20 protein-coding genes are annotated in these 23690 nt (G+C 42.7%); 18 read left to right on the top strand and 2 right to left on the bottom strand.

The annotated features are described in order from the left end of the window. Positions 1 to 10 precede the first annotated feature (10 nt). From ACQRBH_RS03125 to ACQRBH_RS03105, 5 genes are all read left to right on the top strand, one after another. On the top strand, positions 11 to 247 hold the full coding sequence (locus ACQRBH_RS03125; RefSeq protein WP_235232379.1) for a polya polymerase: 237 nt from the start codon (positions 11 to 13) through the stop codon (positions 245 to 247). Positions 248 to 359: 112 nt separating this feature from the next. Next, complete coding sequence (locus ACQRBH_RS03120; RefSeq protein ID WP_427743433.1) at positions 360 to 3833, top strand: DNA polymerase III subunit alpha; 3474 nt, start codon at positions 360 to 362, stop codon at positions 3831 to 3833. Positions 3834 to 3910: 77 nt separating this feature from the next. Beyond that, complete coding sequence (gene pfkA / locus ACQRBH_RS03115) at positions 3911 to 4888, top strand: 6-phosphofructokinase (RefSeq protein WP_427743434.1); 978 nt, start codon at positions 3911 to 3913, stop codon at positions 4886 to 4888. A gap of 154 nt (positions 4889 to 5042) precedes the next feature. After that, positions 5043 to 5885, top strand: a complete 843-nt coding sequence (murI, locus tag ACQRBH_RS03110) for a glutamate racemase (RefSeq protein WP_268826444.1) — start codon at positions 5043 to 5045, stop codon at positions 5883 to 5885. A gap of 8 nt (positions 5886 to 5893) precedes the next feature. Beyond that, positions 5894 to 6346: a DUF1934 domain-containing protein gene (locus tag ACQRBH_RS03105; protein ID WP_235232376.1), complete on the top strand. Its 453-nt coding sequence runs from the start codon at positions 5894 to 5896 to the stop codon at positions 6344 to 6346. Between the two features lie 34 nt (positions 6347 to 6380). Here the strand turns inward: ACQRBH_RS03105 and ACQRBH_RS03100 are convergent, their stop codons facing one another. Next, a complete protein-coding gene (locus ACQRBH_RS03100; protein WP_235232375.1) occupies positions 6381 to 6821 on the bottom strand; it encodes a hypothetical protein in 441 nt (146 codons plus the stop codon). A 145-nt stretch (positions 6822 to 6966) separates the two neighbouring features. Here ACQRBH_RS03100 and cls point away from each other — a divergent pair, with 145 nt between their 5' ends. The 3 genes from cls to ACQRBH_RS03085 all read left to right on the top strand — a co-directional run bounded on the left by cls (position 6967) and on the right by ACQRBH_RS03085 (position 11060). Beyond that, on the top strand, positions 6967 to 8442 hold the full coding sequence (gene cls / locus ACQRBH_RS03095; RefSeq protein ID WP_427743435.1) for a cardiolipin synthase: 1476 nt from the start codon (positions 6967 to 6969) through the stop codon (positions 8440 to 8442). A 119-nt stretch (positions 8443 to 8561) separates the two neighbouring features. After that, positions 8562 to 9617 (top strand): trigger factor, encoded by a 1056-nt coding sequence (gene tig, locus ACQRBH_RS03090; protein ID WP_427743437.1) that lies wholly within the window; start codon positions 8562 to 8564, stop codon positions 9615 to 9617. Positions 9618 to 9719: 102 nt separating this feature from the next. Continuing rightward, the gene (locus tag ACQRBH_RS03085) at positions 9720 to 11060 is read left to right on the top strand and encodes a sodium-dependent transporter (protein WP_427743438.1); all 1341 of its coding nucleotides are present in this window, start codon (positions 9720 to 9722) and stop codon (positions 11058 to 11060) included. Here ACQRBH_RS03085 and ACQRBH_RS03080 read toward each other — a convergent pair. Further along, complete coding sequence (locus ACQRBH_RS03080; RefSeq protein WP_427743440.1) at positions 11057 to 11644, bottom strand: pseudouridine synthase; 588 nt, start codon at positions 11642 to 11644, stop codon at positions 11057 to 11059. The genes ACQRBH_RS03085 and ACQRBH_RS03080 overlap by 4 nt on opposite strands. A 137-nt stretch (positions 11645 to 11781) precedes the next feature. On the opposite strand from ACQRBH_RS03080, the gene ACQRBH_RS03075 reads away from it, so the two are divergent. From ACQRBH_RS03075 to ACQRBH_RS03030, 10 genes are all read left to right on the top strand, one after another. Next, positions 11782 to 12504 carry a MerR family transcriptional regulator gene (locus tag ACQRBH_RS03075; RefSeq protein WP_427743442.1) on the top strand — a complete coding sequence of 241 codons (723 nt, stop codon included), beginning with the start codon at positions 11782 to 11784 and terminating at the stop codon, positions 12502 to 12504. Positions 12505 to 12657: 153 nt separating this feature from the next. Continuing rightward, positions 12658 to 13209, top strand: a complete 552-nt coding sequence (locus ACQRBH_RS03070; RefSeq protein ID WP_427743444.1) for a helix-turn-helix domain-containing protein — start codon at positions 12658 to 12660, stop codon at positions 13207 to 13209. Positions 13210 to 13236: 27 nt separating this feature from the next. After that, positions 13237 to 15285 (top strand): hydantoinase/oxoprolinase family protein, encoded by a 2049-nt coding sequence (locus ACQRBH_RS03065; protein WP_427760854.1) that lies wholly within the window; start codon positions 13237 to 13239, stop codon positions 15283 to 15285. Then, positions 15285 to 17009: a hydantoinase B/oxoprolinase family protein gene (locus ACQRBH_RS03060; RefSeq protein WP_427760853.1), complete on the top strand. Its 1725-nt coding sequence runs from the start codon at positions 15285 to 15287 to the stop codon at positions 17007 to 17009. Before ACQRBH_RS03065 ends, ACQRBH_RS03060 begins: the two co-directional genes overlap by 1 nt. A 14-nt stretch (positions 17010 to 17023) precedes the next feature. Beyond that, positions 17024 to 17356, top strand: a complete 333-nt coding sequence (locus tag ACQRBH_RS03055; RefSeq protein WP_427743448.1) for a cupin domain-containing protein — start codon at positions 17024 to 17026, stop codon at positions 17354 to 17356. A gap of 145 nt (positions 17357 to 17501) precedes the next feature. Continuing rightward, positions 17502 to 17954 (top strand): thioredoxin-dependent thiol peroxidase, encoded by a 453-nt coding sequence (gene bcp, locus ACQRBH_RS03050; RefSeq protein ID WP_427760852.1) that lies wholly within the window; start codon positions 17502 to 17504, stop codon positions 17952 to 17954. 1 nt (position 17955) lies between these two features. Further along, the gene (locus ACQRBH_RS03045; protein WP_427760851.1) at positions 17956 to 19887 is read left to right on the top strand and encodes a DUF5107 domain-containing protein; all 1932 of its coding nucleotides are present in this window, start codon (positions 17956 to 17958) and stop codon (positions 19885 to 19887) included. A 120-nt stretch (positions 19888 to 20007) separates the two neighbouring features. Beyond that, entirely contained in the window at positions 20008 to 20718 is a 711-nt protein-coding gene (locus ACQRBH_RS03040; protein WP_427760850.1) for a DUF421 domain-containing protein, read from the top strand. 113 nt (positions 20719 to 20831) lie between these two features. Continuing rightward, positions 20832 to 22067 carry a helix-turn-helix domain-containing protein gene (locus ACQRBH_RS03035; RefSeq protein WP_427760849.1) on the top strand — a complete coding sequence of 412 codons (1236 nt, stop codon included), beginning with the start codon at positions 20832 to 20834 and terminating at the stop codon, positions 22065 to 22067. Positions 22068 to 22324: 257 nt separating this feature from the next. Further along, positions 22325 to 23638, top strand: coding sequence for a sugar ABC transporter substrate-binding protein (locus ACQRBH_RS03030; protein ID WP_235232366.1), 1314 nt, complete (start codon positions 22325 to 22327; stop codon positions 23636 to 23638). The last annotated feature ends 52 nt before the right edge of the window (positions 23639 to 23690 follow it).

The raw sequence follows: 23690 nt of genomic DNA, 5'->3' as shown, positions 1-23690 counted from the left end.
AGATAGTGAGATGAAAGTACAGAATATTACAAACATTGAAAAGTTTTTTAATGCAGTTGATGAGTGTAAGGGAAGAGTAGAATTAGTAACTGGCGAAGGTGACAGATTGAATTTAAAATCTAAGCTGTCTCAGTACGTATCCATGGCAAATATCTTTTCAAATGGCGAGATTCCGGAATTAGAGCTTATTGCATATGAGAAGGAAGATATTGATAGATTAGTGAAATTCATGGTTGATGGTGAGTAGAATCTTACGTGAATGCAGACAGAAGGTGTTCCTTTCGGAAGGGGCACCTTTTACTTATATATAGAAATATTTTTGAAGTGCGTAATACAAAAGAGCAGGAAAAGGAGTAGGTATGAGTTTTGCACATCTTCATGTCCATACAGAATATAGTCTGCTGGACGGTTCGAATAAAATAAAAGAATGCGTATCCCGGGTGAAAGAGCTGGGGATGAACAGTGTGGCTATCACGGATCATGGTGTAATGTTTGGAGTGATTGATTTTTACCGTGCGGCAAAAGCAGTGGGGATTAAGCCAATTCTGGGATGTGAAGTTTATGTGGCACCAGGTTCACGCTTTGACAAAGAAGCCGCAGGAAGCGGGGAAGAACGATATTATCATCTGGTCTTGCTGGCGGAGAATGACTTAGGATATCATAATCTGATGAAGATTGTATCGAGGGGATTTACAGAAGGATATTATTACAAACCCCGTGTAGACCTGGAAGTACTGAAAGAATTTCATGAGGGAATCATTGCTCTGAGTGCATGCCTTGCGGGGGAAGTTCAGAGAAATATTCTGCGTGGAATGTACAGCGAGGGTAAAGAAGCAGCACTTCGGTATCAGAAGATATTTGGGGAGGGAAACTTCTTCCTGGAATTACAAGACCACGGTATGCAAGAACAGAAGATGGTGAATCAGTCGTTGCTTCGAATGTCGCAGGAGACGGGAATTGAACTGGTGGCGACTAACGATATTCATTATACCTATGCAGAAGATGAGAAGCCACATGATATGCTGCTTTGTATCCAGACTGGAAAGAAACTTTCGGATGAAAACCGTATGCGCTATGAGGGAGGACAGTATTATATCAAATCCGAAGAAGAGATGCGCACATTATTCCCTTATGCACTTCAGGCTTTGGAAAATACACAGAAGATTGCAGACCGTTGTAATGTTGAGATTGAGTTTGGGGTGACAAAACTTCCAAAATATGATGTTCCAGAGGGATACACCTCTTGGGAGTATTTGCAGCATTTGTGCTATCAGGGACTCAAGAAGCGATATCCATCTGGTGACGAAGCTTTAAAGAATCGGTTGGAATATGAATTGTCTGTCATCAAGTCCATGGGCTATGTGGATTATTTCCTGATTGTGTGGGATTTTATCAAGTATGCCAAGGATCATGGTATTATGGTGGGGCCGGGACGTGGTTCGGCAGCCGGAAGTATTGTGGCATATTGCCTGGAGATTACCAGCATTGATCCGATTAAGTATCAGTTGCTGTTTGAACGTTTTCTGAATCCGGAACGTGTATCCATGCCTGATATAGACGTGGATTTCTGTTTCGAACGACGTCAGGAAGTGATTGATTATGTGGTGGAAAAATACGGTTCAGACCGGGTGGTTCAGATTGTTACGTTTGGTACGATGGCAGCGAAGGGAGTCATTCGTGATGTGGGGCGCGTTATGGATCTGCCTTATGCGTTCGTGGATTCTATCGCCAAGATGATACCGAAAGAACTGAATATAACATTGGATCGTGCATTGAGCATGAATCCGGAGTTAAAGAAGTTGTACCAGGAAGATGATCAGGTCCGTGAATTGATTGACATGTCCAAGAGACTGGAAGGTCTTCCAAGACATACATCTATGCATGCGGCAGGAGTCGTAATCAGTCAGAAATCTGTAGATGAGTATGTACCATTGTCACTTGGATCTGACGGATCTGTAGTTGCGCAGTTTACAATGACGACATTGGAGGAACTGGGGCTTTTAAAGATGGATTTTCTGGGGCTTCGTACTCTTACGGTAATTCAGGATGCGGCGCGTCTGGCAAGTGAAAGCGCAGGAGAAAGGATAGATATTAATCAGATTGATTATGATGATAAACGTGTCCTGGAGTCGATTGGAACAGGAAAGACTGACGGAATCTTCCAGTTAGAAAGTGGCGGAATGAAGAGTTTCATGAAGGAGCTGAAGCCGCAGAATCTGGAGGATATTATTGCCGGAATCTCTTTATACCGACCGGGACCGATGGATTTTATTCCACAATATATCAAAGGAAAGAACCATCCAGAAACGATTACGTATGACTGTCCGCAGCTGGAGCCGATCCTTGCACCGACCTATGGATGTATTGTGTATCAGGAACAGGTTATGCAGATTGTACGAGATCTGGCCGGTTATACATTGGGACGAAGTGATCTCTTACGCCGTGCGATGTCTAAGAAAAAGGGCGAAGTAATGGAGCGTGAGCGGAAGAACTTTGTGTACGGCAATCCGGAAGAAGGGGTGCCGGGCTGTATCGCCAACGGAATTGATGAGAAGACGGCCAATAAGATTTATGATGAGATGATTGATTTCGCAAAATATGCATTTAACAAATCTCATGCAGCTGCGTATGCGGTGGTATCTTATCAGACAGCCTGGTTAAAATATTATTATCCGGTAGAGTTTATGGCAGCGCTTATGACTTCTGTCATTGATAATCCGGGAAAAGTATCAGAATATATCTACACATGCCGACAGCTTGGCATTGAGATTCTTCCACCGGATATAAATAAAGGCGAAGGAAGTTTCTCTGTAGATAATGGAAATATCCGTTATGGACTTGCTGCAATCAAAAGTATTGGCAGACCGGTCATAGATGCAATCATTGCTGAGAGAAACGCCAGAGGTGAATTCAAAAATCTGAAAGATTTTATTGAACGATTATCAGGAAAAGAAGTAAATAAACGAACCATAGAAAGTTTCATCAAATCAGGGGCTTTTGATAGTTTGGGTGGAACTCGCAAGCAGTTCATGGTTATCTATGTGAAGATCCTGGATCAGGTGAATCAGGAGCGTAAATACTCTATGACAGGACAGTTGTCTTTGTTTGATATGGTTGGTGATGACCAGAAAGCTGAATTCGACATTCCGCTTCCTCATGTAGGTGAGTATGAAAAAGAGACAAAACTTGCGTTTGAAAAAGAGGTACTGGGCATCTATCTCAGTGGTCACCCAATGGAAGAATACGAAGAAAAGTGGAAGAAGAATATTACCAGAACAACCTTAGATTTTCAATTGGATGAAGAGACTGGAAGAACAAAGGTTCACGATGGCGCCAGAGAGATCGTGGGTGGAATTATAACCTCGAAGACTATCAAATATACGAAGAATAATCAGACGATGGCATTTATTACGCTGGAAGACTTGGCAGGTTCTGTAGAAGTTGTAATCTTCCCAAAAGTCTATGAGAAGAATCAGCAATATCTGAACGAAGAGAGCAAAGTCTTTGTAAAAGGAAGAGTGTCAGAAGAAGATGAGGCGGCAAGTAAGCTGATCTGTGAGTCGATTGTTCCATTTGAGCAGACGAAACGAGAATTGTGGTTGCAATACGCGGATAAAGAGGCGTATTTATCAAAGGAGAAGGAACTTTTGGAATTGTTGAAAGACTCCGATGGATCCGATTCTGTGGTCATATATTGTAAAAAAGAGAAGGCAATCAAACGTCTTCCGGCAAACAGAAATGTAAGTGCAGACAAAGTTTTATTGAGCAAATTGACGAATTATTTGGGAGAATCTTGTGTAAAAGTAATCGAAAAACCCATTGAAAACCTTTGATAATTAATGTACAATGTTGCACGAGAGAGATAGATTTCCATAGGGATTAAATTAAGAATACGATGGAGGGATAATTCATGGCAGACAAAGTAATACGTACGATAGGTGTATTGACAAGTGGCGGTGACGCACCTGGAATGAATGCAGCAATCCGTGCGGTAGTTAGAACAGCATTAGGAAAAGGCCTGAAAGTCAGAGGTATCAGAAAAGGATATCAGGGACTTTTGGATGAAGAGATTATTGATCTGTCCGCCAGAGACGTATCTGATACAATCCAGCGCGGAGGAACAATTCTTCAGACGGCGCGTTGTGAAGAGATGCGTACAGAAGAGGGGCAACAGAAAGCTGCAGCAATTTGTAAGAAATATGGAATTGACGGATTAGTAGTAATCGGTGGAGACGGTTCCTTTGCCGGAGCTCAGAGGTTAGCAAATCTTGGAATTAATACAATCGGAATTCCGGGAACTATTGATCTGGATATCGCATGTACAGAATATACAATCGGATTTGATACAGCAGTAAATACAGCAATGGAAGCAATCGATAAAGTTCGTGATACATCAACTTCTCATGAAAGATGCTCTATCATCGAGGTTATGGGAAGAGATGCCGGATATCTTGCTTTGTGGTGTGGTATTGCCAATGGTGCAGAGCGTATTCTGATGCCAGAAGAGCATGACTATAACGAAGAAGCAATCGTAGCAGATATTCAGGAATGCAGAAAACGTGGTAAGAAGAATTACATCATCATCAACGCAGAAGGCGTCGGTGACTCACTGAACATGGCGAAGAGAATCGAAGAAGCAACCGGAATGGAGACCAGAGCAACCATTATCGGACACATGCAGCGTGGTGGAAGCCCGACATGTAAAGACCGTGTATATGCATCCATCATGGGAGCAATGGCAGTAGATCTTCTGATCGCAGGAAAGAGCAATCGTGTAGTAGGCTACAGACACGGAGAATACGTTGATTTCGATATCAACGAAGCATTGAAGATGCAAAAAGGAATTCCAGATTACCAGTACGAAATCGCAAAAGAACTCGCATTGTAAGATTGAAAGATAGAGAAAAAAGAGGCAAAAATGCCTCTTTTTTTTCGATTGGGTACAGGGCATTTTTTAATTTGGGACGTAGTAAAGTTAAAAAAGTCTACGTCCTCTACTTGAAATCGTGAGAGGCAAACGGTACAATGGGTAGTACGAATGTATGATAAAGGAGATTATTATCGTGGAGATGAATTCTAAAAATACAGCCCCTGTTGGTGTCTTTGACTCTGGTGTGGGCGGTTTGACGGTTGCCAGAGAGATTATGCGTCAGCTTCCGAATGAGAATCTTGTGTATTTTGGGGATACGGCCAGAGTGCCTTATGGAAGCAAGTCTAAGAATAATATTATCCGATTTTCGCGGCAGATTATCCGTTTTCTTCAGACGAAGAACGTGAAGGCGATTGTAATTGCCTGTAACACAGCCAGTGCGCTGGCACTTGAGACTGTGGAGAAGGAGATAGATATTCCGATTATTGGAGTGATCGTGCCAGGTGCGAGAGCAGCTGTGCAGGAGACGAAGAATGGAATGATTGGTGTGGCAGGAACGGAAGCGACGATTCGAAGTGAGACTTATACGAAGGTCATTAAGAGCATGAATCCGGATGCGGTCGTTATTGGAAAGCCTTGTCCGTTATTTGTGCCGTTAGTGGAAGAAGGCTTTGCGAAGCACAAGATCACAGAGGAAGTAATCGATATCTATCTGTCGGATATGAAGAAGACGGATATTGATACCATGATTTTGGGATGTACGCATTATCCTTTGTTGAGATCCAGAATTATTGAGTATTTTGGGGAGAAGGTACATATTGTAAATCCGGCTTATGAGACAGCGATGGATCTGAAATCCATATTGGAAAAGAAAGGAATTGCAAATCAATCGGGAAAACCGGCAGTCTATGATTTTTATGTCAGTGATGCGGCTGAGAAGTTTACGCAATTTGCGAATACGATCCTTCCATATGATGTCGCTGCGACAAAGCAGATTAATATAGAAGAATATTAGGTGATGGTATGACGAAAGAAGTATTATTGACTATATCTGGTCTGCATTATGAGACGACTGGATTAGTGGATGAGGATGAAAATGAGAACGAACCAATTGAAGTCATCACGCCGGCAACATATTATCTGAAGAATGGGAAGCATTATGTTGTCTATGATGAAGTGGTAGAAGGAATGCCGGGGTCTATCAAGAATAAGATTCGCGTTGATGAAGAGGGCAAGCTTGAGATTATGAAAAGTGGCATTTCAAATACACATATGGTTTTTGAAAAAGATAAGATTAACATGACTCAGTATAATACTCCGTATGGGGAATTAATGGTTGGAACACATACAAAAGAGATGAAGGTGGATGTGACCGAGGAGAATATCGATATCCATGTAAATTATGCGTTGGATATCAATAGTGAGATGGTCGCTGACTGTAATATAGCGATTAATATAAAAGCATTGGACCGTTAAGATCCAATGCTTTTATTTGTTGTTGCGCTTGTCTTTATTTGCCACGTAATCTTGCGAAGAAACCTTTCTTCTTCTGTGGTGTCTCTAATGGTCCTCTTAAGCCCTTGACTGCGGTAATGTAGATGCCGCTTACAGTAGCTTTTACTTCCTTTTTCACAGGAATCAGAGGATAGATCTGTGCATCGCACATTAAGGTCATAATCTTCGGACCAACTTTTGCTTTTACAACCGGCACTTTGGAACGGCGAAGATATTTTGGTGTGTTCTCCAGAACGATGGCTGGGAGTCCTGCATCTTTCATCCGCATCTTGCCTTTATCGATAATAAGCATAGATACAGTCTGCGCTACAGCATCCAACTGTTCCTGCTGTTCAGCCTGTCTCTTTTCTGCCTTTTTTCCTAAGAAATACAACACAACACATGCAACAATTAAAACGATTAAAATAACAAGCAATACGATGGTAAACGTACTCACGGCGAACCTCCTAAAATCTATTTTTCACGAACTACATTGTAACATTCTTTGAGCACAAGTGCAAGAGATTTGAGGTTTTAGGGTTACTTTTCCGGTGAGAAAAGGTATAATAATTATAAGTAAGAGAGTGTTGGGGAGGATTATCATGCTTCAGATAGCAGGAGATGGAATCGGAATTGCATATGAATGGATTCTGGATCATTTTTTCTTGATAAATATCGTGTTTTCACTTCTGATCATATTTTTTCAGCGCCGCAATCCCACGACTGTGTGGGCATGGCTTCTGCTGTTGTATTTTATCCCCATTCTGGGATTTGTACTATATCTGATCCTGGGTCAGAATTTCCATAAAGACCGAATGTTTAAGATGAAGGAAATCGAAGGAGAGATCAAGTATGCCGTTCGCAGACAGGAGGAATCCATCTATAGGAAGAAATTGCGGTTGCGCGATCCTGAGCTGGAAAGGTTCAAAGGATTGATCTTATATAATCTGAATGAAGTAGAGTCTGTGTTGACAGATAATAATGATATTCGCATCTATACGGATGGAAAGGAGAAGTTTCAGGCGTTGCTTGCAGAGATGGAGCATGCCAGAAATTATATCCATGTGCAATATTACATTATCCGCAATGATGAGCTGTGGCAGGAGATTGAAAAGGTATTGATACGAAAAGCAAGACAGGGAGTGGAAGTTCGGGTCTTGTTCGACAGTATGGGATGCAGAGGAATGCATAATTCCGACTGGGTTCGCTTAGAGAAAGCAGGCATTGAAGTGGCCGAATTCTTCCCGGCAGTTCTGGGGAAATTACAACTTCGCGTAAACTATCGAAATCACAGAAAGATTGTAGTTATCGATGGGAGAATTGGATTTGTCGGAGGCTTTAATATCGGACGGGAATATCTTGGAAAGGATAAAAAGTTTGGCTATTGGAGAGATACACATATTTGCATTGAAGGATCGGCGGTTACTTCGTTGGCGGTACGATTTGTGTTAGATTGGAATTATGCGGCCAAGGAGAATCTATTCTTAGAAGATCGACTCTTTGAGATTCCCAATTATGTGCGTAACGGACGTGATCCGGTACAGATTATTTCCAGTGGCCCGGATTCCAGCAGTCAGGAAATTCGTAATAATTATCTCCGTCTGATTCATATGGCGAAGAAGAGTATCTATATACAGACTCCATACTTTATCCCGGATGATAATATACGGGATGCATTGATGATAGCTGCGAAGTCTGGTATTGACGTACGGATCATGATTCCGTGCAAACCAGATCATCCGTTTGTATATTGGGCGACCTATTCTTATCTAGGCGAAATGATTGAGGCTGGTGCAAGATGTTATACTTATGATCATGGCTTCCTTCATGCGAAATGTATGTGTGTAGATGGGCTTGTGACCTGTATGGGGACGGCTAATATGGATATTCGCAGTTTTAGTCTGAATTTTGAAGTTAATGCTGTGATCTACAGTGCGCGAACAACCGAGAAATTAGTTGAAGCATTTGAGAATGACATTACAAAGAGTACTCTGGTGACTCGAAAGAAGTATGAACAGAGAAATTATATCGTACGAATCAAAGAACAATTTTGCAGATTGTTATCTCCAGTTTTGTAATACGAGACGAGAAAAGAATGAAATAAATGTGAAAAGCCTTTGAAAGTCCAGCCAAATGTGCTATAACATAATAGTGCGTAATTTTGTTGATAAGAATAATATAGAGCATGAGGTGTAGTATGAAAAAGAAGATTATAATGTTATTAACAGGTGTATTTGCCGCTTCTATGATATTGACTGGTTGTGAAGGAAGCAAAGGATTGGAGACGGATGCATTGACGATTTCCAAATATAAAGGAGTGGAAGTTGACGAGGTAGAAAAGTCTGAGGAGATTACGGATGAGGATGTAGAGAATACGATTAATTCTACTCTGCAGATGAATGCAACTACGAATGAGATCACAGACCGTCCGGTACAAGAGGGAGATACAGCAACGATTGATTTTGTTGGAAAAATGGATGGCGTTGAATTTGAAGGCGGATCTTCTACAGATTATCCGCTTACGATTGGATCAGGAACATTTATCGATGGATTTGAAGATAGTGTGATTGGACATAATGTTGGAGATACTTATGACTGGGAAGGACAATTCCCAGATGATTATGGCAATACAGATTATGCCGGGAAGTCGGTCGTATTTACCATTACAGTCAAAGAAATCAGTGAACAGGTCGTTCCTGAGCTGGACGATGAATTTGTAAAATCTGTATCTGAGGAATCAAAGACTGTTAAGGAATATAAGGAAGAAGTCAGAAAACAGTTAGAAGAAGATGCCAAGACCAACTATGAAGACAGTCTCAGCCAGGAAGTATGGCAGGCAGTTCTGGATAATACCGAAGTAAAGAAGTATCCAGAAGAAGATGTACAGGAGATATCGGATTCCTTGATTGAACAATACAAGTCAGCAGCAGAATACTATGGACAGGATTATGAGACTTTCATTGAGGAACAGATGCAGACCACAGTGGAAGATTTTGAAAGCCAGGTTGAGGAGGCTGCAAAATCAAGTGTCAAGCAGACGATGGTAACAGAGGCAATCGCAGACAAAGAGAAGATTAAGCTGACAGATGATGTTTATGAGGAACAATTAAAACAGATGGCTGAAGATTACGGCTATGAAGATGTAGATGCGTTAAAAGAAGCAGCGTCAGAAGAGGACTTGAAAGAAATCGCATTGAATAATCTGGTCAAAGAATGGCTGGTAGAACATTGTGTTCAGGTCGCTTCTGAATAGGGAAGAGCAGTAGGGATGATAAGGCTTATTCGGATGTCGGGGAAAAGACATTTTGAATAAGCCTCTTTTGTTGAAAATACGATAGTTGATGGAGAAAATGAGATGGGTAAGACAGTTGAGAAGGGAAGAGATGAGTTCCGCACAAAAATGGGATTTGTTATTGCGTGTATTGGTTCTGCGGTAGGAATGGCTAATATCTGGATGTTTCCATACAGAACCGGTAAGTTTGGCGGAGCAGCATTTTTAATTCCGTATTTTATATTTGTGGTGCTGCTTGGATTTTCCGGTGTTATCGGCGAGATGGCATTCGGACGGAGCATGAAGACAGGACCGCTTGGTTCTTTTGGAAAAGCGATGGAGATGCGGTTCGGAGAAAAAGGGAGACCAGTCGGCAGAGCAATTGGGATGATTCCGGTGATAGGTTCTCTTGGAATTGCAATCGGCTATTCTGTGGTTGTCGGATGGGTCATGAAGTATCTGTGGAGTTCTCTGACAGGGAATCTTACAAAAGTAGAGGATATGGGAAGCTTTTTTGGAAAGATTGCGGTACCATTCGGAAATATCAGCTGGCATATGCTGGGGTTAGCTGTGACGTTTGTTATCATGGCATTTGGTATCACCAAGGGAATCGAGAAGGTCAATAAGGTCATGATGCCAGTCTTTTTCCTGTTCTTTCTGATTCTGATGGTACGTGTTGCTACTCTGCCGGGAGCAATGGAAGGTTACAAGTATCTCTTTGTACCGAAGTGGGAAGAATTACTGGATATCAATACCTGGGTGTATGCATTGGGACAGGCATTTTTCTCATTGTCACTGGCAGGTTCTGGAACCATTGTGTATGGAAGTTATCTGAAGAAAGACATTGATATTGTGAGCTGTGCGAAGAATGTTGCGTTCTTTGATACCTGTGCGGCACTGCTGGCAGGAGTCGTAGTGATTCCGGCTGTATTCGCGTTCGGTCTTGATGTGGCAAGCGGTCCGCCGCTGATGTTTATCACATTGCCGGCAGTATTTCAACAGCTTCCGCTTGGTGGTTTATTTGCAATTATCTTTTTTGCTGCGGTGTTATCGGCAGCGATCACGTCCCTTATGAATCTGTTCGAGACGCCGGTCGAGGCGCTTCAGGAACAGTTCGGACTGTCAAGAAGGATGGCAGTAGCAGTGATTGCCGTGATTGGAGCAGCCGTCAGTATCTTCATTGAGAGCGGAGATTCTGTTGGCGCATGGATGGATGTCATCTCCATCTACATCATTCCTCTTGGAGCATTGCTGGCAGGAATCATGTTCTTCTGGGTATGTCCGAAAGGATATGCAAGAAGTCAGGCTGAGACGGGACGGACGAAGCCTTTGGGCAAATGGTTCGAGCCACTGACAAAATATGTGTTTGTAGGCATCACACTGGTTGTGTATGTCCTTGGAATCTTCTTTGGTGGAATTGGTTAAAAATGTGGGGAGATCTCTTTCCATTCTCCCGATTTAAGATCCGGGTCTAAGGAAATAGAATCAATGGCTGTACGTTTTAATTCTATAACACAGCAACCCACAATCTTTAACATTCGGCGTATCTGGCGCTTTCGGCCCTCTGTGATCACGATGGTTCCCTGGACAACAGGATGATCCATCCGGTTATGACGGGTTTTCTCCTGAATCTCAGGGTGAAGCGTTGGAAGAATATCGGCAAGAATTGTCGTATGTGTAACAGAGATTTTGGCAGGAGCAGTTGGAATGTCAGAGCCTTTTAGAAGGACTCCATATTCCAGCTGCTTTTGCTTCTCTTCTGTTAGGGCCCCAAGGGCGGTAAATTCATAAGTCTTTTCTTTGTGACGGGTAGGATGAGTCATTTCCTGATTCCACTGCCCGTCATCTGTAATCAAAAGCAGCCCTTCTGTCTCGCGGTCCAGCCTGCCGACGGGAGAGAGGGCATCATTGTGTAATTCCTGAAAATAATCCATCACAGTGGGGTAGCGGTCATCGCGTCTTGCAGTGACACAGCCGAAGGGTTTGTTAAACATATAGTAATGATACATCGTGATTCCTCCTGGTACATTTATCATATTTATCCCTGTTAGAAAAGTCAAGAAATTATCATTTATTTTCCATTACCTATTGACTCTGACGCTGCGTCATAGTATATGCTGAATCTGTACAAGAGGAGGGCGAGACGATGTTAACAGTACATGAAGTAAGTAGGATGACGGGAGTGAGTATACGCGCTCTGCATTACTATGACCAGATCGGGCTTTTGCATCCGGCAAAAAGTACGGATGCCGGTTACCGCCTGTATGACGATACAGAGTTGGAACGATTGCAGCAGATTCTATTGTTTCGGGAGTTAGAATTCCCGTTGAAAGAGATTAAGAAGATTCTGGACAGCCCGAATTTTGATAAGAATCTGGCGCTGGACCAGCAGATTACTTTATTAAAGATGAAGAAAGAGCATCTGGAAAGACTCATTGACCTTGCTCTTGAGACAAAAAAGAAAGGAGCGGATTATATGGATTTTTCGGCATTTGATACACAGAAAATAGAAGAATATACGAGAAAGGCCAAGGAGACCTGGGGTCATACGGAAGCCTTCCAAGAATATGAAGAAAAGGCAAAAATCAGGAGTCAGAAAGAAGAGAAGGATATGCAGAAAGCTTTTATGGAACTCTTTGTAGAATTTGGTAAGATGAAAAAGGAAGACCCGACCAGCGAAGCAGTCCAGGCGCAGGTAAAGAAATTACAGGATTATATTACGGATCACTTTTATACTTGTACGAATGAGATCCTGCAGTCCTTGGGAGAGATGTATGTTGGCGATCATGAATTTACAGAGAATATCGACCGTGCCGGAGGTGAAGGAACGGCACAGTTCGTAGCAGAAGCGATAAAAAGATATCAATAATAAGAAGAGATATCCTCCGCAGTTGTTTTCAGACAGCGGAGGATATCTTTTTCTTTTGTATTGACACTTAATGGTGAAAATAGTAAAATAATTACAGTAGTACTGAAATAATTTTATAAATACAAAACATAGAGTGAGGGATATGACGAAAATATGGAATCCGTAAGCAAAAAAATCAGGAAAATACGCAGAGAAAAAAATATTACATTAAAAGAATTGAGTGAGAAGACAGAATTATCAGTCAGTTTCTTGTCTCAATTCGAACGTGGAATTTCATCTATTACCCTGGTATCCCTGAAGAAGATTGCAGAGGCGCTGAACATCACAGTGAAGGAATTGTTCGAAGACGAATCGGATGTACAGGGACAATTCGTTCATAAGAAAGACAGTGGTTCAGGATTATTAGGGCTTGAGAAGAAGTATGCAAGTTATGAGAGGTTAAGCGGTAAGTTCGAAGGACGTAAGTTAGAGAGTCTTTTGCTTCGAATGGAGCCGCTGCGTGCGGATTTTGAACCGTGTACGCATGAAGGAGAGGAGTTCATCTATATTCTGGAAGGAAGTGCGCGTTTTACCGTGGACGGGCAGGAATGTATCGTATCAGAAGGAGAATCCATACATTATCCGTCTACCCTTCTGCATAGTATTGTAAACATAGAAGACCGGGAGCTGGTCTTTTTATGTATAGTAACACCAACGATATTTTAAGGAGAGGAACAGAAAGGTGGGATTATATTGCGAGTTGCGACAGACATAGGTGGTACATTTACGGATCTGGTTGCTGTAGATGCCCAGGGGAAAACAATTTTAACCAAAAGTCATACGACACCGCCCAATTTTGAGGAAGGTGTTATTGACGTTATTAAGAAGAGTGGGATCCGTCCGGAGGAGATCGAGGATTTCATTCATGGTACGACCACGATCATTAATGCATTGACCGAGAGAAAGGGTGCAAAGACTGCGTTGATTACGACAAAGGGATTCCGGGATGTACTTGAGATTGCAAGATGTAATCGTCCGGATCTTTTTAACATGGTCTTTGCAAAACCAAGACCATTTATTCCAAGATATCTGCGCAAAGAAGTCACAGAGCGTGTTGCATATGACGGAACTGTGCTGACACCTCTTGTGGAAGAAGATATCAAAGCAGCAGTAGAATATTTCCGCAAAGAAGGCGTAGAGGCAATCGCAGTATGCTATATTAACTCCTATGCGAATGACGCGCATGAAAAGCGAACGGTGGAAGTGATCAAAGAACTGTGGCCGGAAGTATTCGTAACTTCATCCATCGAGGTTACAAAGGAATGGAGAGAGTATGAGCGGACATCTACGATTGCTCTGAATTCTTATGTTATGCCGGTGGCTTCTTCTTATGTAGATCATCTGGACAGCAGACTGAAGGAAATCGGATGCCATGCCAAGGAATATATCATGCAGTCCAATGGTGGAACGACTACCTTTGAGCAGGCAAAGCAGACACCGATCAATATGGTAGAATCCGGGCCGGTGGCCGGTGTCTATGGTTCTGCCATTATCGGAAAAATCATTGGGGAAAATAATATTATCGCATTTGATGTCGGAGGGACAACGGCAAAATGTTCTCTGATCGATCAGGGAGAAGTTAAGGTGACAACAGAGTATCGCATCGAACGGACAGAAAGCTATGCCGGTTATCCAATTATGGCACCGGTCGTAGATATCGTAGAGATTGGAAACGGCGGCGGTTCCATTGCATGGATTGATGAGGCTGGTTCTCTGAAGGTAGGTCCGCAGTCTGCAGGTGCACTTCCCGGACCGGTGGCTTATGGAATCGGCGGAACAGAGCCGACCACAACGGATGCCTGTCTGGTGACCGGACGACTGTCTGCAAAGAACTTCGATAACGAAGTAGATATGGAGAACGTGAAAAGAGCAATTCAGGAAAAAGTAGGAGATGCCTTTGGCATGAATGTAGAAGATGCGGCAATGAGTATCCTCCGTGTGGCTGAGGCAAATATGTATAATGCGCTGAAGCTGATCTCTGTAAGACGTGGATATGACCCGAGAGACTTTACGATGGTCGCTTTCGGAGGAGGCGGTCCGATGCACTGTGCTTATCTGGCTAAGGAACTGAATATCCGCATAGTAGTAGTACCGATTGCTGCACCGGTATTCTCCGCATGGGGAATGCTGATGACGGATGTGCGTCATGACTATATTCAGACCAATATTCGCAGGATGAATGAAGTAAAGGCAGAAGAACTGAACAGTATGTGGGAGAGTCTGGTAGCGCAGGCAGATGAGCAGTTCGCAAGAGAAGGCATCGGAAAGGAAAATGTTGTCTATAGTTTTATCGCAGATATGCGTTATATGGGACAGGAACATACGGTAAAGGTTAAAGTTCCCCCGCTGCCATGGACTGAAGAGACAAAAGAGGAGATTATCAACCGCTTCCATGATACACATGAACATTTCTATACTTTCCGGCTTCCGGACACGCCAACGGAGATCGTGAATCTTCATCTGGTGGCTTATGGACGTCTTACCAAGCCTGAGCTGGCAGAGATCGCTCCACATGAAGGAGACGTAAAAGAGGCAGTCAAGGAAGTAAGAAAAGTATACTTTACCGATGACGGCTGGATGGATACCCCAATCTATGACAGAGAAGCGCTGGGAAGCGGCGTGGTTCTGGAAGGACCAGTCATTGTAGAAGAGGCGGCAGCTTCAACAGTAGTAGCGAAGGGGCAGAAACTGACGGTAGATACCTATGGCAATCTGATTATTGAAACGGAGGTGCAGGAATAATGGCAGAAGTAAAGATTAATCCGGTAACACTTGATATCGTGAAAGACTCCCTGATCGCTGTCAGCAATGAGGTGTTCTATGCATTTGCCCGCACATCCATGAGTCCGATCATCTATGAGACGCTGGATTATGCAAGTGGTATTGCGGATGTAGACGGAAGACTTCTGACACAGGGAAATGGAGCCTGCGGATTTATTGGTCTGATTGCACCGATGATTCAGGAAATTATACATAAATATGGAAAAGAAAATATGCATTCGGGCGATGTATATCTGATCAATGACCCGTATCTTGGCGGTGGTACGCATCTGTCAGATATCGGTATGGTCATGCCGGTTTTCTATGGAGAGGAATTGATCGCATTTATCGGCAATAAGGCGCACTGGTCAGACGTAGGCGGTATGGCAGCAGGCTCCTTTACGACGGATTCCCAGGATGTATTCCAGGAAGGACTTCGATTCTCCGGCGTGAAATTATTAGACCAGGGTGAGATCTGTAAGCCGCTTCTGGAAATGATCAAGAGCAATGTTCGTTTCCCAGAGACATCAGAAGGAGATATGTGGGGACAGATCGCATCACTTCGTACCGGATACAAACGAATTGGTGAGTTGTGTGAGAAATATACCGTAGAAGTTGTAAAAGAGTCCATGAAACGTCTGTTAGAGCAGGGCGCAAAGATTGCGTATAACCGTATCAAAGAGCTGCCGAAAGGAAGCTGGGAGATGGAAGAATTCATGGACGATGACGGTTACGGTAATCTGGTAAGAGTAAAAGTAAAGATTACGATTACAGAAGATGAATTTATTGCTGATTTTACCGGAAGCAGTCCACAGGTGGCAAGTCCTATCAATACAGGATACAGTTCTCTGTGTGCGGGCGTAAAGGTGATCTATATGTCCATTCTCGGACCAGAGCTTGCTGTAAATGACGGAGTGTTTGAACCAATGCGGATCTTTGCAGAAGATGGTTCTATCATGCGCTGCCATGCACCGGCACCGACTTCCTGTTATTTTGAAAGTATGATTTATGCATCCGATGTTGTATGGAAGGCTCTGGCACCGGTATTCCCAGAAGCTCTGGGAGCTGGTCATATGCTCTCTGTATGTTCTGTAGTACTTGCAGGTACGAAGCAGGAAAGCGGTGAGCCATTCCTGATCGTGGAACCTACCGGAGGCGGATGGGGAGCCAGTGACGGAAAAGACGGCGAAGTCGGACAATTCTGTGTAGGGGATGGCGAGACCTATAATGTACCGGTAGAGATGGCAGAGAACCGCTATGGTATCATGATCGATGAATACAGTCTCCATACAGACGGAATGGGAGCAGGAAAATACCGCGGTGGAAGCGGAGCAGTCCGCTCTTACCGGGCAATGACAGACGGACAGTTATTTACTGCATCATTCGGAAGAAATAAATTCCCTGCATGGGGAGCTGCCGGAGGAAAAGACGGTTCTTACAATTACTTTGAATTCCATAATGCCGATGGCAGTAAAGAAGGACCGATGGGTATTGTGGCAAGACATGTAATGAATAAAGATGATGTGGTATATATGGTAACCTGTACCGGAGGCGGCTATGGCAATCCGCTGGAACGTGACCCGGAACTGGTAGCATGGGATGTAAAGAACGAATATATATCTATTCGCCAGGCAGAAGAAGACTACGGAGTTATCGTAGATGCAGATACCTTTGAGGTAAAAGGTCTTACAGATGCCAGAAAGTAGGAGGGATCAGTAGAATGATTGTACGGAAACAGGCAGATATTTCTGCTCATGTTCGCCAGGACGGAGTTGCCATGAGTGATTTCTTCGGTGCCTGCTGCCCGACAGATGGAAAAGTGTCCATGGGCTATGCAGTATTTCCACCAGGAACCGTGGTACCGCCTGCGTCTCATACCGGCGATGAATATTCTTACATCATCTCCGGAAAAGTAAAATGTGAGTGCAATGGCAAGAGCAATGAATTATGTGCCGGAGAAGCATCATTTATTCCGGCCGGAGAAGTCCATAGCAGCATGAACGACTCGGACGAAGACGCTACACTGGTATGGATGCTGATTGAAAAAGAATAGAGAAAAGAAAATCTGGCGGTGGGGTAATACCTGCTGCCATTTTTATAAGTTTCGGTCTTTTCAAATGCGGAAATAGGTTGTATTATCGAACATAGAAGAGAGATTGTAATGAACCGTTGGTTTTATGATTAAAGGAGGAGACACTATGTTAGAAGTGGGAACCAAGGCACCGGCATTTTCACTGCCGGATCAGAATGGGCAAATGCATTCGCTTGAGGAGTACAGAGGGAAAAAGGTGATCTTATATTTTTATCCGAGGGATAATACTCCGGGGTGTACGAAGCAGGCATGTGGTTATTCACAGCTGTATCCACAGTTTCAGGAAAAAGGTGCAGTTGTCATCGGAATCAGTAAGGATACGGTAGCTTCGCATAAAAGGTTTGAAGAAAAGCAGGGACTGACTTTTACGATATTGTCAGACCCGGAATTGAAAGTAATTCAGGCATATGATGTGTGGAAGGAAAAGAAGAATTATGGAAAAGTGTCGATGGGTGTTGTGCGGACAACATACCTGATTGACGAAGATGGTGTGATCATCAAAGCAAATGATAAGGTAAAAGCAGCCGATGATCCGGCGAAGATGTTAGAAGAGGTGTAATATGGGAACAGAACTTAGAATGGAAAAGCGGAAGATGCAGATGGCTTTATTGGGGAAAGAGTCATGTGTGCCGGATCTGTCCGGGGAAAGTATCTTGCAGAATCAGCTGCGATTTCAGCTGCCGGAGGATTCTGAATTGTACGATGGATATGGGAGAGTGAAAAGTGCCTATCCGTATCGCCAGAGAAATGGATATTGCAGAGAACTCAAAGAGCGTAAAGTACAGACGGCTGTTCTGGAAAATCAATATCTGAAAGCCGTATTTTTGCCAGAATATGGTGGGAGATTGTGGGAACTGTGGGATAAGGAACAAGATCAGAATCTTCTGTATACGAATGACGTTCTTCGATTCAGTAACCTGGCAACTAGAAATGCATGGTTCAGCGGCGGCGTAGAATGGAATATCGGTATTATCGGGCATACTCCATTTACGACAGAACAGATGTATGTTGCCCGGACGGAAGACGAAGCGGGCAACCCAGTTCTTCGTATGTACGAATATGAAAGAATCCGTGATGTTACATACCAGATGGATTTCTGGCTGGAAGAAGATTCCCGTTTCCTAAATTGCAGGATGCGGATTGTAAATGAAAATGATGGGGTAGTGCCGATGTACTGGTGGAGTAACATGGCAGTGCCGGAATTCGATGGCGGAAGAATCATTGTCCCGGCCAGAGCCGCATATACGACGGTAGATAAAGAGGTTCGAAAAGTAGAGATTCCGATGGTACGGGGCGTGGATGTTACCGATTATAAGAAGATTCCGAAGTCTGTAGATTATTTCTTTGAGATAGAAGAGGATATGCCGAAGTATATTGCCAATGTGAATGCAGAGGGATACGGCCTTCTTCAGATGTCAACGGACAGACTGAAAAGCCGGAAGTTATTCTCCTGGGGCAGTCAGGCAGCTTCTGACCACTGGCAGGAATTCCTGACGGAGAATGCAGGAAGATATATTGAGATTCAGGCCGGACTTGCAAAGACACAGTATGGCTGTATTCCTATGGCACCACACACTGCCTGGGAATGGATGGAGCAATATGGGGCAATTCAGATTGATGCACAGAAGCTTCAGGAATCTCATGAAGAGCGAAGTGCCGAAGTCACAGAGATGCTCCTGGAAAGAGGATGTCACAGACATCTGAAAGAAAAGCTGAAAACATCCAAGCCAATGGCTTTAAAGAAAGCAGATCTTGTGCAGTCAGGAAGCGGCTATGGAATCCTTGGAGTTCATGGCAATTGGACGGATCATCTGGAATTTGTAGATGAAGAAGGGGATTATGCCCGCTGGAAAGCATTCATAGAAGGCGGCAGATTACATTGTCCGAAGCCTGAGAAAAGACCGGATGTATTCTTGAATGATGAAGAAAGCTTTACCAGATTAATGGAAGCTGTCAAAGAACAGGAAAAACATAATTGGTACGCGCGCTATCAGTTGGGAGTTCGTTATTATATGGATGGAAAATTCAAGAAAGCAGAGCAGGAATTTCAGACATCCAGAACACTGGAGGAAAATGCATGGGCACTTCATGGGCTCGCCTGTCTGAGCTTACGGAAAGGAAAGAAGAAGAAAGCAGCCCGGTATATGTTAAAAGGAATGAAGCTTCAGAAGAAGGAATGCTCATATCAAAAAGAAGGATTCAAGATATTAATTTGTTGTGAAGCTTATGCGGAACTGTGTGCATCTTATAAAAAGCTGAGTAAAAAACTTCAGGCTGACAGCAGATTTCGGTTCTATTATATTCAGGCATTAGGTGAGAGCGGAAAAGAAGAAAAGGCTTATGAACTGTTGGAAAAAGATGGAGGAATGGTGCTTGATGATCTCCGGGAAGGAGAGGATTCTCTGGGACAATTATGGAAGAAACTGCACGATGCTGTCTCAGAAGAAGAGGAAGAAGTACCTTACAGGTATCAGTTCATGGCGTTTGAATAATCAGATAACTTCGGGAAAGTAGAAAATATAAAGAGACAGTCAGGGCAATAGATTGATAGCATAGATTCAGGAAGTTCTCGACATACTATATAGAAAAAGTAAAGTAATGTGGAGGATTTTGTGAAAGAAATTATCTATATCATTGCCCTTTCTTTGGGCTCCATTATCGCTATATTCATACTTACAAAACTAATGGGATATCGTCAGATGTCTCAGATGAGTATGTTTGATTATATCAATGGTATTACGATCGGTTCCATTGCAGCGGAGATGGCTACTTCATTGGAAGAAAACTTTGTACAGCCACTGACAGCTATGATTGTCTATTCGTTTGCAGCAATCCTATTGTCTTGGATCAGTTCAAAATCCATTAAGGCACGCCGTGTGATTGAAGGTGCACCGCTGGTACTGATGAATCACGGAGAACTCTATTGGGAGAATTTGAAAAAGGCCAAGATTGATGTGAATGAATTCCTGGTTCAATGCAGAGTCAGTGGATATTTTGATGTATCAAAGCTGGAAACAGCAATCCTGGAAGGAGATGGGAAAATCAGTTTTCTTCCCAAAGCATCCGACCGTCCGGTAACGCCGGCTGATATGAATCTTTCTGCCCAACAGGATTATATGGTGGCAAATGTAATCATGGACGGAAAGATCATAGAACAGAATCTGCGCCATACCGGAAACGATGAAAAATGGTTAAAGAATCAGATCAAAGGGCAGGGCGCTGAACGGGTAGAAGATGTGCTGCTTGCCACCTGCGATTCGTCCAATCAGGTAACTGTCTTTCTGAAAGGACATCAGAAGGAAGCGAAGAGTGTCTTGATGTAGCAAGGAAACAGTTATATTCAGACATTTATTGCAAACACATTTGAAAAGAGTTGAAATTGGTTTGTACGTAGTGATATGCTGGTTCTCAAGAAAACATGTTTGGGAGAAAAATTATGAGAAAAGAATCCGATATAATGAACATGAAAGTCTATGAATCCATGTGTTATAGCCTGGCGAAAGCATACACTACAGGAGTACGTTTGTATCAAGACGGCACTCCTTTATATTATTTTTCACCTTACTGCATTGAGCCAGATCCGTTAGGCCCCTTTTTATCTCAAATCATAGATTCTGGACATGATGTAGGCATAATTACGACATCTTTATATCAGTTTTATGCTTTTCTTACATTAAAGCCAGGTCTTCGACTGATTCTTGGACCAACGCGTGCTTTAAAAGACAGTGGACAAGAGATGGAAGAATTGCTGGCAATCCTGAGGATTGAAGAAGAGAAAAAGAATGCTTACGTTCGATGGTTATGCAGTGCGCCTGTCATTAACATTCAGCGGCTTGCATGGTTGTTAGTATCTCTGGTAATAATGTTGCAAAAGCGGCCATTTGCGATTGAGGAAGTGTGGATGGAAAGTTCGCCGGAAAGCATCCAGAATTCTGTACAAATTGAGTATATCGGGAATCGAATGAATAATATAGAAGATATGGGATTATCTCAGGCAGTTGAGCAAAGTCTTAGTTGGGAACAGCTGGTATGCTCTTATGTTGAGAATGGACAGACAGACCAGCTGAAAGAACTATTCAGTGCTCCTCCGAAGGTATATACAGGAAGTATTGTATATGATGAATTGCGGCAAATAAAAAACAGAGGGATAGCCATGGCAGACAGCGTATCGAAGGCTGCGATTCGGGGAGGACTGGATGTTCAGCAGGCGTTCCTTACGATGGAACTATATATTCAGAAGTTAGAACTGATGCAGGATTGTCCTACGGTAGAACGGCTTTTTCAGGAAATGGTGATTGATTTTGCAGAGCAGGTAGAAAAATTACGATGTCCTGCAGATGATAAAAGGCACTTTTGCAGAATGTGTATTCAATATATTTCACGGAATGTTTTGGCACCGATTCGAACAGAAAGTATGGCAAAAGAATTAGGCTATAGCAGATCCTACTTATGTAGCCGATTCAAACAGGAGATGGGACTTTCTATTACCCAGTACATTCAACAGGAGAAGATAGAAGAGGCAAAACGCTTACTTCGTTTCAGCAATTACAATTTAAGCGAAGTAGCAAGTCTGCTAAATTTTTCCTCTCAGAGTCATTTTCAGACGGTGTTTAAAAGAATCACAGGCGAGACCCCGTTGGAATATCGAAAGAAAGTAAAAGTAATAAAATAATTCATATATAGAATATGCAAATAAATACAAAAATATATTACAAAAATCAATAGATATATCCGGGAGAAATAAAACAAATATAAAATAAAACTAACATATATGAAATACTGGAAAATCCGTGAATGGTAGAATACAGATATCCGGGGATCGGAACATTACTTAATAGTATTGAAATATATCAATTCATTTAGAGGATATATTTGCAGAAGCCAGTAGAAGAGTAATGGAAGATATGAATAGACGAAAAGGGAGGAAATATGATAGGAAGCTTCTGGACATATCATATAAAAACTATGAAGAAGAAACTAATCAGTGTATTGTTGATTGCCGCTATGACGCTTACCATGCTTGCGGGCTGTGGCGGAAGCAAAGAGAGCAGTGAAAGCAGTGAGGATGCAGCGGAGGAATCATCAGGAGAAAAAATTACATTTATGGTACCTGACTGGGGTGTACCAACAGATGATCAGCTTGCTGCATTTACAGAGGAAACAGGAATTGAAGTTGAGATTGCTGAAGTTGGATGGGATGATATCCGTGAGAAATTAGCAACAGCTGCTTCTGCCGGAGAATGTGCAGCAGATGTTGTGGAAGTTGACTGGTCATGGGTCGGAGAATTTGATGCGGCAGATTGGTTAGAGCCATTGGAAGTATCAGATGAAGATAAGGAAGATATGCCTACACTCGAAACATTTACAAAGGATGGAAAGGTTCTGGCAATTCCATATGCGAACGACTACCGTTTGTCATATTATAACACAAAGCAGTTTGAAGCGGCTGGTATTACAGAGGAACCACAGACTTGGGATGATGTTCTGGAAGATTGCAGAACACTGAAATCTACAGGGACTGTAGACTATCCATTCGCAATTGCATTAAATGCAGAAGAAAAGACATCTACATGTTTAATGTGGCTGGCATATACCATGAATGGCGTGGTATGGAACGATGACGGAACTTTCAATAAAGATTCTGTATTAGAAGCATTGAAGTATATAGAAACATTGGTAAATGAAGAGTTAGTAGCTCCAGAAGATAAGACATCTTCCGGTATGGATGCTTATATGCGTATCTGTGGTGGTACAGCAAGCTTCCTCACAGGTCCTACCTCTTTCATATCCAGAAGCCAGAACGAAGAAATCTGCAGCGTTGTTGGAGAAATCGAATCCATCCTTGTTCCGGGTAAAGATGGAAAAGCAACTCAGACAATGGCACTTCCAGAAGCTATTGGTGTTACAAAAGCTTCCGAGAACAAAGAAGCTGCTAAGAAATTCGTAGAATGGTATACATCTGCTGATATGCAGAAACAGTTAAATGAAACAAACAGTGCAATTCCTACACGTAATTCTGTTCTGGAAGAGCTGATCAATGACGGAACGATCGAGAATGCAGGAGCAATGTTAGAAGAAGCAAACTTAATCTCTTCCCCATTCCCGAACGGAGTACCTTCTTATTATGCAGAGATGAGCAGTGCAATGTATAATGCGATCAATAAGATGGCACTTGGCGAATGCACAGCAGAAGAAGCATTTGATGAGATGGAAACAGCTTTAGAGAAATTAATCAACGAATAATTTAAGGAATAAATGATGAAAAAAAAGATATTACCTTATCTTTTACTAACAC

Source organism: Bariatricus sp. SGI.161, assembly GCF_050313695.1.
Taxonomy (GTDB): domain Bacteria; phylum Bacillota; class Clostridia; order Lachnospirales; family Lachnospiraceae; genus JAFBIX01.
Note: the sequence above shows the minus strand (reverse complement) of the source record. Positions and strands in the feature narration are given on the sequence as shown.